At 56.3% G+C, this 13150-nt stretch carries 5 protein-coding genes; 1 reads left to right on the forward strand and 4 read right to left on the reverse strand.

The annotated features are described in order from the left end of the window. Positions 1 to 104: 104 nt before the first annotated feature. Together pbpC and GO984_RS06640 are read right to left on the reverse strand one after the other, a co-directional pair. A complete protein-coding gene (pbpC, locus tag GO984_RS06635; protein ID WP_167740257.1) occupies positions 105 to 2117 on the reverse strand; it encodes a penicillin-binding protein 1C in 2013 nt (670 codons plus the stop codon). Positions 2118 to 2227: 110 nt separating this feature from the next. Continuing rightward, complete coding sequence (locus tag GO984_RS06640) at positions 2228 to 7666, reverse strand: alpha-2-macroglobulin family protein (protein WP_157021744.1); 5439 nt, start codon at positions 7664 to 7666, stop codon at positions 2228 to 2230. 147 nt (positions 7667 to 7813) lie between these two features. Here GO984_RS06640 and GO984_RS06645 point away from each other — a divergent pair, with 147 nt between their 5' ends. Continuing rightward, on the forward strand, positions 7814 to 10231 hold the full coding sequence (locus GO984_RS06645; RefSeq protein ID WP_157021745.1) for a response regulator: 2418 nt from the start codon (positions 7814 to 7816) through the stop codon (positions 10229 to 10231). Between the two features lie 12 nt (positions 10232 to 10243). On the opposite strand, the gene yaaA is transcribed toward GO984_RS06645, so the two are convergent. Both yaaA and recQ read right to left on the reverse strand, forming a co-directional pair. Beyond that, on the reverse strand, positions 10244 to 11017 hold the full coding sequence (gene yaaA / locus GO984_RS06650) for a peroxide stress protein YaaA (RefSeq protein WP_157021871.1): 774 nt from the start codon (positions 11015 to 11017) through the stop codon (positions 10244 to 10246). Positions 11018 to 11047: 30 nt separating this feature from the next. After that, the gene (gene recQ / locus GO984_RS06655) at positions 11048 to 13096 is read right to left on the reverse strand and encodes a DNA helicase RecQ (protein ID WP_157021746.1); all 2049 of its coding nucleotides are present in this window, start codon (positions 13094 to 13096) and stop codon (positions 11048 to 11050) included. Positions 13097 to 13150: the final 54 nt, after the last annotated feature.

Raw genomic sequence — 13150 nt, forward strand, 5'->3', positions numbered from 1 at the left:
AGCGCCGCGCAACGCGCGGCGCTACGCCCAAATCCGCAAGGGGTACCGGCACTAGCCGGTGGCTCGCGCGGGTGCGGGAGATCATCAATACTAGCATGACAGAGCTATTCCACGCGCACCCTTGTGCGGGCAGATTGGCCCTCACTGTCCACCACCACCAATGCAGAAAACCCCTGCCCCGGATTTGGGATTTCGAACTCACGTAAATGCTGTCCCTGCGCCACCGGTAACCCATTTGCCAGCACCAGAAACGGGGCTGCGCCTCCGCGAAGTTTTAGGGTCAAGGGGCCATCCCTCAGTGCCAGCCGGGCTCCATTTGGTGGAAATAGCAGTTGCGGCGCACCTGCTGGTTCTTCAAAAGCCGCAGTGCGGGGACGAAAACGACGCAGCGGCTGCGGCAATTCCGCCGAACTGACAATCAGCGTTGCGGGAGGTGGCGGTGGTAACGGTTCAAACTCAGGCTTCAACCGGCCAAAAGCCTCAAACAACACAGGTGCGGCCAAACTGCCACCAAACACCCCGGGCACCGGCGTCCCATCGGCGCGTCCCACCCAAACGCCAATTACATGACGCCCATCCCAGCCCAAAGCCCAAGCATCACGATGCCCATAAGATGTCCCGGTTTTATAGGCCAACACACCTGCACGCGCACCCGGTGGTGGCGCCAACCCGCGTAGAATGTCCATCACCTGCCAAGCCGCCACGTCTGAGATTAACCGACCCTGATTTTGCAGCTCGGCGTCAAGCCGCAACCGCAACACCGGCCCCTGACCTCCAGCACCCAATCCAGCGTACAATTGAACCAAATCCTGTAAACTGACGCCAACCCCACCCAATGCAATGGCCAGTCCCGGTACTCCACCGGGGAGTTTGGGCGTGGCACCTGCCCGGCGCAAGGCCGCCATAATTCTGGGTGCACCTAACTCATTTGTCAGTTTCACCACCGGGATATTGCGCGACTGTTGCAGCGCCTCACGCACCCGCAGATCTCCGCGAAATTCGCCGTCAAAATTCTGCGGTGCATAGCCATCAAAGTTGACGGGGCCGTCATGGATCAAACTTTCGGGGTGCACCAACCCCTGATCAAAGGCCAACCCGTAGATAAGAGGTTTCAAAGTAGATCCGGGAGAGCGCAGCGCCTGGGTCATATCTACATAGCCAAGCCGGCTCCCATCGCGGTAGCCTGGTGAGCCAACCGAGGTAAGGATATCTCCGGTTTGGACATCTGCCACGATTAGTGCCGCTGACATCTGTGCGCCGCCCTGTTGGGCCGCATTGTGCAACAGCTGCTCCATGCGCTCCTGCACACCTGCGTCAACCGTTAGATCAATTTGCGTCGTTGTCGGGTCTTCGGCCCGCATCCGGTCAGACAGATGTGGCGCCAATTGAGCAAACGGCAACATTTGGCGTGGAACTGGTGCGCGCTGTGCCACCATCATCTCTTCGTCGTCGATCACCTGTTGACCTGCCATACGGACCAGCACCCTGTCACGCGCGCGTTGTGCTGTTTCAACTGCCCGGTCGGGGCGACGGCGCTCGGGCGATTGTGGTAGGGCCACCAACAATGCTGACTCAGAAGGCGTTAGCCGGTTCGGCTCTTTACCAAACCATGCCAACGTTGCTGCGCGGATACCTTCCAGATTCCCGCCATAAGGCGCGTGGGTCAGATAGAGGGTCAGAATTTGCTGTTTGGTCAGTTGCCGTTCCAATGCCAGAGCCAACCGCGCTTGACGTAGCTTACCTGACCAGCGTCCGGTGCTGCCATCCTCTAGCAGCCGCGCCACCTGCATGGTCAGCGTAGATCCCCCCGATACAGCCCGACCATTCCACACGGCTTGCCCAACCGCCCGCGCCATCGCTCTGAGATCCACACCAGAGTGTGACCAGAATCGCTTGTCTTCGTAGCGGACCAACATCGTCAGATATTCGGGATCCACCTGATCAGGGTGTACAGCCAACCGCCATATACCTGTCCCAACCGGGTAAGCGCGCAACAATGCTCCATTGCGATCCCGGATCTCGGTCGATGTTTCAGCCAACGTGACAGGCAATTCGGTACGATCAACCCAGCTATTAAAGGCATGACTGCCAATGAAGGCGAGAAAAAGAAGTAATATTGCAGATCCGACCGCCCACCTTTTCCATTTTTTTAGTGAACGATAACTCGGGCTGCGTCTTACCTCCCCCAGTGAGGTGGAGGCATTCTTCGAATATTGCTGTTCAGGTTTCACCGGACTGTAACGCGACCAGTCGCCGTGCGGGCACGGTAGGCTGGGCGGTACATGTCCTCGACCGAGGCTGCAGGGTGGTGAAAGCTACCCGGCGTCACGGCACGGGCAATATAACCAAGTGTCACCCGCCCTGTACCACGCAAATCAACCGCTGCAAGAAACCGGTCTGACCGGAATTCTGCATGTTCTGCTTCGGCCAGTTTCAACCAGTCCAGATCGCGCAGATCGCCGGAGCGCAGCAGGTTGGGGTTGTCGATTTCAAAGCCGGCAGGCAACGGGTCGTTGATCATCAACCGTGCACCCAGATCCTCATGCGGGATGACCCGCAACACCGTGACAAACCGCTCACCTATGGCAAAATCACTGCGTTCAATCGGCGTGCCGTCCAGTTCGTAGTAAAGACGCTGCAGCGTGAAGCCCGCGCCTCCAGCTTCGGGTGCTATTTCTGGCACACCCAAGGTGGTCAGGGTGATATCGGTGCTACGACCGGATGCCGCAGAGATTTCAATAGCTTGCCCGCTTGCATCACCTTCCAACACCTGCACAAAGGCGCCGGGAACTGGTTGACCATCGACCAGAAGTCCCGAGTTCTCAGGTGTGGTTATGAGTGCCTGCGCCGCCATCAGCGTCCATGCAGCCTCTTGTGTGGACCGCTGAGTGCTGGCGCGCACGATGCGATTGCTCAGGTCATCGCGATTGATTGCATCGCTGCCAGCCTCAACTGCTAAGGCCAGAACACCAGCTATATCGCGTTGATTACTGCCAAAATCTGCGCGCCACAGTGAGGCTTCGGGGGTGAAACGGCCAAGTTTGTAAGCCGCCCGTGCGAACATTTTGTCGGCGCGATTCTGATCACCATAAGCTGCCAAGGCCGCCCCCAATTGTGCCGCCGCCAGAGCAGAGCCGAAATCCTCGCCTTTTACATCAGCATAGTAGCGCAGATCCCCCATTGCTGCCGCGCCTTCACGCGCTAATACCAGTAGGGCATAAGCCAGGTCTTCGCCGCCATGGTCAAAGTCCGAAGCATAGTTCACACGATTACGCAGGTTATCCATCGCTTGGCGAAAGGCCTGTTCAGGCACATCATACCCCTGTGCCCGCGCCCGGCTGAGGAAGTCACTGGCATAGGCATCCAGCCAGAAGTAACCACTTTCAGCACGCCATAATCCAAAGGCACCGTTGCTGGCCTGACGGGTCAGCACCTTGGCGATTGCATCCTGCACCCGCGCCTTGACAGCCGGGCCATCACCCAGCCCTGACGCCTGCGCAACAGACGATAGATAAAGCAAAGGCATCGCCTTGGAGGTCACTTGCTCAGTGCAGCCATAGGGATACTGATCCAAGGAGCTGAGCAGTCCCGGCACATCAAATTTTGCCAATGGCCCAGCTGACATAACCGCCCGTCCAGTACCCGCTCGCAAACCCGAGAAGACATCGCTGCTGAACCTGAAAGTACTCCCCGATGCAAGCGAGAACCGCCGTGTCTGTGACACCATTGGATCATTGGCACGAACCGGCAGACGCAGATTTTGTACCAGCTCCTGCCCACCTGGCGTGGTCAGTGTCAATTCAATCTCTGGATTTCCGACCTGTATAGCTGTCACCGGTAGCTCCAGCGTGAGTTTTCCCTGATCAGCAAGTGCCACCGAACTGGGCAATTGGCCAAGTTGTAGCCCTTCACCCAAGATCTGCGCAGAAAGGGCCATTTCACCACTTGGTCCATCAGCATGGACAATTTCCAGCAACACCCGGCTGGTATCGTCGGGCGCCAGGAACCGAGGGGCTGAGGCCGTAACCACCACTGGATCGCGCACCAGCATATCCTGTTCCGCCTGACCAACAGCACGGCCAGACCAAGCCACCACCATCAGCCGAACGGTGCCATTAAAGGCAGGCAGGTCGATCGGAAAATCAACCTCACCATTGGCATCCACCTGAACGGGACCAGAAAACACCGACATCAAATCTTGCGTCGGTGGCGGCGATTGCATGGCAAGGCCAGTATCAGCGTCACCACCGGACCGAACCTGTCCCAATGCACCGTTTTGACCATCAATCAGGCGGCCATAGACGTCCCGCAGCTCCATTCCCAAACGATGCTGACCATAGAAATATGCGCTGGGATCTGGGCTCTTAAAACCTGTGAGGTTGAGGATACCTAAATCCACCGCTGCAACACTCAACCAGACTTCATCCCCGGCAGTTGCGCCATCGACGTGGATTTTGGCAGTTTCGGTCCCGCGTGGGCGCGCGACCTCTGGAACGTCAACGGTGACGATCAACTGCTGACCAGGTTGGGTGACACTGGCATGCGCCAGTCCTAATGCCCGCGCTGGGATTTTATCCGTTGCGCCTTCCATTGGTTTGATCACCATGGCGCTGACATAGGCACCACTGCCCCAGTCCTCGGTCACGGTGAGCGGAATGACCGAAGCCCCAGCAGGGACCTCTACTGCGTGGCGTTCAATCAACTGGTTCGACATCACCGATATCAGGGCGGTTCCTGCCGCGCGTGGCACGATGCGCAGCTGGGCGGTATCGCCGGGCTGATAGGTTTTACTATCGAGTGACAGCTCCAGTTTATCTGGCGTCGAAGATCCATCTGCCGGAGCATACCAGCCGGCGTAAAAGTCCAGCGCAGCCGAAACATGTTCAGTCCCATCCAGCCGTTCGATCACCAGCTCATACCGGCCCCAGTCCACTGGTTGGGACAGCGCCAATGGTACCTCAGACAGCATGGCCTCACCGGTGGCAATGCGGGTACGTCGGGTGGTTGGTTCCCAGTTCCAGTTGCCATAGAGCTGGTACCACTGGTAGTGGGTCCGGACCCGATTCACAGTCCATTTCACCGGCATCGACATCGCCTGCAGATCCGGACTGAGGGCCACCACCTCAAACGCGGCCTCGCTGCCTTCGCTCACTTCGTCCTCGAACAAAGGTTTAATTCCGATGACGGGTCCATCTGGCCGCACAGGAACGGAAAGCCGGCGTTCAACGGGGCGAGCGGCGCCATCTGCAATGCGCGTGGTGACCGTTGCCGTCATTGGTTTGCCTTCGGCTGCGCCGGTGGGGATTTCAATGGCAACGCTGGCCAGTCCGGCAGCGTCAGTTTTGTCACCGCCGAAATAGCTGGTCTGAGTGGTGCTACGCCCATCATAGCGGCCAAAGCGGTAACCCGGCCAACCCTCAACCGTCGCAGCAGCCCGGAGGCTGACTTCACCCTCGATCTTAAGATCTCCACCGGGTGCACCAAACAGATAACGCGCCTCAATATTTAGCGGTGGGCTGTCACCTGGACGTAGGGTAGCAGTGGGAAGTGTTTGGGTGAAATCAATGCGTTCAGGTAAGAAATCTTCGACCAAAATTTGACGACTGGTCAAAGCAGGGGCTTTGGGGTCGTTCTTGATATCCAACCGCCAAGTGCCACGCGGCGCGGACACTCCAACCGGAAGGGCAAAAACATGCCCGCCCATCTGACCACCGTCCGAGATATGTCGGCTGTACTCCACCCCATCAGGACGGGACAGAATAGCAATCAATGGCAGTCCTTCAATTGCTCGCGCCTTGCTGTCGCGAGCCAAAGCAGTGACATTGATCACCTCACCCGCGCGATAGGCTCCGCGATCAGTCGCCAGGAACACATCAACAGGACCGGGAGCAGCCCGTCCCTCGACTCCACGGTCGGACAGGTCAAAACCAGGATCGGTCAGCGACAGAAAGCCAAAATCCGTATCATTTTGCTGCGCCAAAAGCATTGCGGGCGCAGAGGCCCCAAGACCACGGGCCAGACCCGGCGCAAAACTGGCATATCCGGTTTCATCGGTTTCAGCAGTGCCCAGCACCGCATTGGCACGTGACACCAGAGTAATCTTGACCCCGGATTTGGCAGCGGCATCAGAAAGCCCGTTCACCTGCACATGCAGACCGTCCGAACCAGACATCGAACTGATGCCCAGATCTGACAGTACAAACCATTGGGTTGCTGCCGGATTGTCATAGGGATCAGCACCGGGAATGCGTGCGCTTAGCGCGTAGATGCCAACCGGCTGCCCTGCGATCGCCTCGGCCAATGGCAGCCTGGTTGTCATATCGCGATTCAAGTCCCCTTGGACCTCGGCAGAGCCAGTCCAGACTTCCTGGGCGATATCCTTGGAAAAATACTCGTCCTGCCACTGTGATAGTGGGCGGCCAAACAACCCGTCTTGCACTGCACGCAGTAGGTTTCGATCACTGACCCGGCGCAGGCGTAGGTCGACCTCTGTCAGGTTCACGGTTTCAATGGGCAACGCCGCCAGATCAGATTTAGGCAGCAGATACGAACGACCAGGAAAGCGGACTGCAGGGCTGCGATCCCGAACATAATGAGTCAGTTCAATATCTCGAAACAACATCTCACCGCTCGCAGCAGGCAGTCCCCGACGCAGAGTAAGACGATAGCGCTGACCATGTTCGGCACCGTCAATGCACAGCTGTTTTCCATCGGCCTCTGCCACCATACGGGTGTCCGGCAATTTGAGATAATCACTGTAGTCAACACCAGTTTTAACCAGCATCTCTGAGAACTCTATGCAAATGCGCGGTGCTGCGCTGTCGCTTTCAATTGTGCTGTCGCTAACTCTGAAACCATACTTAGCAATTGCATCATCCAACATTTCTGAAGTGGATTGGCGGGGTTGGATATCTTCGGCAAGACGCAGGACAGGCAACATGTCTCGTCCACGACCCAGTTTTTTCAGGGCTTTGGCAGTGGTGATCAATGCTGTGACCCTGCCCCCTTCCGTTTCGCTACGAAGGTAACTGTTTAGTGCTGCCGAAAGAGCGCGCTCTCGGTATTCGCGCTGGCGGCCACTTACGTTATCTAGGCGCAGCAGGTATCCGGCATATTCCTCCCATAGCTCCGCTTGATCCCCTAGCGAAATCGCGGAGCCCATCCAACGCATCGCGGCTTGATAATCCCCAACACGCGCCCGGTTGTGGGCGGCTTCGATCATCCGATCCTGTCGGCGGGTTCCTGCCGGATGACGCAACCCAATGTCGCGCGCCAAATCACGGGCGCGGTTCAGATCTCTGGGTTTGACGAACGATAGCTCCGAAGCCCTCAACTCGCCCCTTGCGCGAATCACCGATGGGATTTGCTGCTTAAACGCGGAGAACGCCCCTTCATAGGCCGTGGAGTCCCCTATTTCACTCTTAGGGAAGCAAGAATTCGACCTGGAATTGAAGGAAAAGCCCGCACAATTGTCTTGATTTACGCAGACGCGGATACAGGACTTGAGGTCGGTATCGAAAATCGCTTGTAAATCAGAGCCATAAAAATCGACATCTTTGGTTGCTACAAAGCGGAATGGAGGAACAAGCGAGTCGGCTTTCGCCGCGGGAGTTTGAGATAACCCGATGAAAAATAAAGCGAATAGACCAAAAACAACTCGTAACATGATACCCTCCAAATTCTCAATCAGGCTGTCACGCAATTAACCACATGGCAAGGACGACAACGTAGCTAGAGCTTAAGTGCTTTTTCACGTTCTGAATTGATCTTGGGTATTCCAACACCCGTGTCGTCGCATCTGGAGCCCGTAGGGATGCCTATTGCTAACAAACTTGCTGAAGAGCGGCGTGCCCGCTTAGCTGCTGAACGCCTGCTTGAACTAAAGCAGGCGGAGCTTTCGGCAGCCAACCGCAAGTTGGGGCGTCATGCACTGGCCTTGACCAAACAAATTGGGGCCACTCAAGCCGAGGTTGCGACGTTTAGAGATGAAGTTGCCTCTGTCAGAGGTGAAAATGAAAAGGTCAAATCTGACCTGCACGTGGCCAACGAAAAAATTGAAGTTGCAGAACGCCGTCTCTGGCATTCAATCCAAACGATTCAAGACGGCTTTGCCTTTTTTGGTGCTGATAGCACGCTGATTGGCGCCAACACTGCCTATCTGAATACATTTGATGGTCTGGAAGAGGTGACCCCCGGCGTCTCCTATATGCGCATCCTGCAAATTCTGACTGACGAAGGATTGGTCAACACTGGGCGGATGAGCACAAATGAATGGCGCGAGATGATGGCCACCAGGTGGACATCACCAACACCAGAACCCGTGGTCATTCGCCTGTGGAACAACAGTTACCTTAAACTGATTGACCAACGCGGCCACGGTGGTGACGTGGTTAGTCTGGCGTTGGATATTACGTCCACAGTTCAATATGAGGAAGAACTACGCACTTCACGCGAACGTGCCGAAGCCGCCAACCGTGCAAAATCCGCATTCTTGGCCAATATGTCCCATGAAATCCGCACTCCAATGAATGGGGTTGTTGGCATGGCTGAACTGCTGAACGACACCAGTTTGACCAATGAACAGCGGCTTTATGCTGACACCATCAAAAACTCTGGTGAAGCGCTGCTGGTTATCATCAATGACGTGCTCGACTATTCCAAGATCGAGGCCGACAAGCTGGTGTTGCACAGTGAAGATTTTGATCTGGAACGCTGCATCCACGAAGTGGTGATGTTGCTACAACCCACTGCGCGCGACAAAGGGATCGCGATGGTGGTGGATTATGACTTGTTCCTGCCTACACGCTATCTAGGGGACCCTGGCCGTATTCGACAGGTGTTGACCAATCTCGTCGGCAATGCGGTCAAATTCACCAAAGAGGGTCATGTTGTTTTGCGCATAACTGGTGTCCCCAATACGGACGGCGGTAACAGCGCTATTCACGTTGCGATCGAAGACACTGGTATCGGGATTCCCGAAGAAAAAATTCAACATATCTTTGGTGAATTCAACCAGGTCGAAGACGAGAGAAACCGCCAGTTCGAAGGCACGGGTTTGGGCCTGGCCATTTCGAAGCGCTTGATCGAGATGATGGGTGGATCGGTTTGGGTTGAAAGCGAAGAAGGGCAAGGGTCTTGTTTCGGATTTCAAATCCCACTGCCCATGGCCGAGGGACCACAACCCAATGCGGAAATTCTGCCAGCCGCGCTGCAACACGTAATGGTTGTCGATGACTTGCCAGTAAATCGCGACATTCTGCAAAGGCAAATGCAGGTACTTGGGGCTAAAGTGACCGCAGTTGGATCAGGTGCTGAAGTCTTGCAGCAGATGGACAACACGGTCGACCTTCTGATCAGCGATCATAATATGCCCGATATGGATGGTGTTGAACTGGCAAGCGCATTGCGGAAGGGCGACTGGCCGGATGTGCCATTCCTGCTGATCAGCTCAAACTCAAATTTCGCGATGGACGATTCTACCCGCGATATGATCCAGGGTATTTTGCAAAAGCCCGTGCTTCGGGCTGATCTGTTTGCCAAGCTGTCCGCCATGGGGGCAATGGTTCCAGCGAAAAGGCATGAGAGTGCGACCGAGGACACACCACCCTCCGGCGAAGACAATAGCATTACACAGACCTCTCCTGCGGAAATCGCGGTCTTGCCCAGTTTTCGGTCCCATCGCCGCGACAGCATCACAGCCACCGACCCCGCCAAGGTTGAGCCTGACTTAGAGGTCAAAGCACCTGTTGTGGAACCCGAAGTCGAGACCACAGACAGCGCCCCAGTTGTGGAGGCTCAACCGGAGCCGGAGCCACAACCCGAAGCCAACACCCTGCGCCGAATGCGTATTTTGGCCGCCGAAGACAACAAGACCAACCAGCTGGTATTTCGTAAGATGATCAAAGATCTGAACATCGAAATTCGCTTTGCCAACAACGGGCTTGAAGCGGTTGAGGCCTATTCAGATTTTGACCCTGATCTCATTTTCATGGATATCTCCATGCCAAAAATGGATGGCAAGCAAGCCACCGGTGAAATTCGTAAGCTCGAAGCTAGTTCGGGTCGTCATGTCCCCATCGTTGCACTCACCGCTCACGCCATGGACGGTGACTCCGAAGGTATTCTGGCTGCAGGCTTAGACTTTTATCTGACCAAGCCACTCCGCAAAGCGGTTATTCACGAACGCATCGCGTTGCACGTCCCAGAAGAAACACAGCAAGTTCAGCCCTAATTTCCCAGCCAACTACTTGTTGACGTAGGGCCTCAGGAAGACCGGTTTTTCTGGCGTAGAAAGTTTGGGCTGATAGGCATACCCACCGCTATCAAATTCAAGCAGGCCTTCCGGGTCTCTCAACCGGTTTTGGATGATGTAGCGCGCCATCGCACCGCGTGCACGTTTGGCAAAGAAGCTGACCACTTTGGGTTGACCGTCCTTGTCCTCCATGAACACTGGAGTGATCAGTTTCAGCTTTAGCGCCTTGGGGGCAACCGCACCGAAGTATTCCTGGCTGGCGCAGTTTACCAGAACCTGACAGTTGGTCGCTTCACCCTGTGCATTCAACGCCTTACTGAGCTGGTCACGCCAGTATTCGTACAGGTTCTTACCGCGTCGTGTCTTTAACCGGCTGCCCATCTCAAGACGGTACGGTTGCATGGCATCCAGAGGTCGCAAAACACCATAGAGACCCGACAGAATTCGCAAATGGTCCTGTGCCCAGGTCATCTCCTCAGCGTCCAGTGATCCCGCTTCAAGACCCTGATAGGTATCACCAGCAAAAGCTAATGCTGCCGGGCGGGTAACGTCCGCAGCGGGCTCATCTGCAAAGACACGAAACCGGTCGCGGTTCAGCCGAGCCAGATCATCGCTCAGATCCATCAGTTTTTTCAGATCGCCCAGTGTCAGGTTGCGCGCAGTGCGGGCCAAACGGATCGCATCATCCTGAAAATCCGGCTGTGTTTCCGCGACATCACGCACCGCCCAATCCAGCTTTTTCGCTGGCGAAATGACTACCAACATACCAGATCCATTGTTTACATCCGACATTCTCTAATCCTCTGCCCGCAGCACATCCAAAAAGGCCGCTGAAAATCTTTCGGCCCGCCGTTCACCCAATAACCGGATAAGGCCCGTCTCGTCACCCGACCGCATTTGCGCCACTTTGGCTAACAGGCTGGCAGAACAGCTGAGCGGTTTATCAGTGCCCTCGGCACCACGAGCCAGTTTAGACTGCGCCTCAAGAAGCGCATCATACAGCGATCCGGCGGATCGACCAGCCAGCTTGCGCCGGGCGGGATGGACCTCTTCGACTGCACCGTTGATCACTTCTAGGAACATGTCGCCATAGCGCTCCAATTTCTTGGCTCCCACCCCGCCAACATGGGCCATACCGTCCAGTGTTGTTGGTCGCGTTTCTGCCATTTCGATCAGGGTACGATCAGGAAAAATAACATAAGCCGGTACCTTTTGCGCCTCTGCCAGTGCCCGACGTTTGGCCTTTAGCGCAGACAACAGTGGCGCGTCTTCCTCGCTTACCAATGTCTTGATCGCGGGACGACGGTTGGCTTTTTTGATAGAGTCCTTGCGCAGCGAAATCTGGGCCTCGCCCTTTAGCACCGGCAAGGCCGCCTCGGTCATTTTTAGCGCACCGTGGCGTTCGGGATCAGGGCGCACCAGATCATGCCCCATCATCTGCCGGAACACGGCCTGCCATTGTCGTTTATCATATTCGCCACCACAGCCATAAACCGATAGCTGATCATGGCGGCGCGTGCGGATCTTCTCCGTTTCGGTGCCCGTCAAAATATCGATCAGGTGTCCCGCCCCAAACCATTCCTCGGTCCGCAATATCGCAGACAGCGCCTTGCGCACTGCGGTAGTGCCATCAAAGACTTCGGCTGGACTGTCACACAAATCACAATGCCCGCAAGGCTCAGTGGTTTCTCCAAAATACCCCAGCAGGTTTTTACGTCGGCAGTGCAGCGCCTCAGCAAGCCCCAACAATGAGTTCAACCGGGCATGATCGGCTGCGCGGCGTTCAGGCGGGGCCAATCCTTCGTCAATCTGGCTGCGGCGCAGGCGGATATCATCAGGTCCAAACAGGGTCATCGTTTCGGCCGGGGCACCGTCTCGCCCCGCCCGGCCGATTTCCTGATAGTAGGATTCGATGCTTTTGGGCAGGTCAGCGTGGGCGACCCAGCGGATGTCCGGTTTGTCGATCCCCATGCCAAAGGCAACAGTGGCAACTACAATCAACCCATCCTCACGGGCAAACCGGGTTTCGACAACGCGCCGGTCCTCGGCCATCATGCCACCGTGATAGTGACACGCGGTATGGCCGTCATCCCGCAGCGCCTTGGCCAATGCCTCTGTCTTGGCACGGGTGCCACAGTAGACAATGCCCGATTGCCCCTTGCGCGCAGAGGCAAAGGACAGGACTTGCCGCCGAGGCCCATCCTTGGCCGCAAAGGCAAGGTGGATGTTTGGGCGATCAAACCCGCGCAAAAAGGCACGCGGAGGCTGCCCGTCGAAAAGCTTTTGAACAATTTCATCACGGGTTTCTGCGTCAGCAGTGGCGGTAAAAGCCGCCAACGGCACGTCCAACGCCTGTCGCAACTCACCAATGCGCAGATAATCAGGTCGGAAATCATGGCCCCATTGGCTGACGCAGTGGGCCTCGTCCACCGCGATCATACTAACTCCGATACGTCGCAACATGCCCATTGCGGCCCCCGATGCCAGACGTTCAGGGGCCATATACAACAGCTTAAGCCGCCCGGCCTCTAGAGCTTCCCAGACTGCATCGGTTTCTTCTTGGGTATTGCCTGATGTCAGCGCCCCAGCAGCGACACCCGCCTCTTGCAGCCCGCGCACCTGGTCTCGCATCAATGCGATGAGCGGTGAAATCACCACTGTCACGCCATCTCGTATCAGTGCAGGCAGCTGAAAACAAAGAGATTTACCGCCACCTGTTGGCATGATTGCCAGAACATTTTCACCGGCAGTCACGGCATCAACGATTTCTTCCTGCCCGGGGCGGAAGTCGTCAAAACCAAATACATCGCGCAAAAGCGGGGAAGCGCCTGGCAGGGCGGTCATGGGCAATGGCCCTCATCGTGGGAGTGGTGCTGCTCGTCTTGGCGGCACAATCTC

The sequence above is a fragment of the Parasedimentitalea huanghaiensis genome (assembly GCF_009753675.1).
GTDB classification, from domain to species: Bacteria; Pseudomonadota; Alphaproteobacteria; order Rhodobacterales; family Rhodobacteraceae; genus Parasedimentitalea; species Parasedimentitalea huanghaiensis.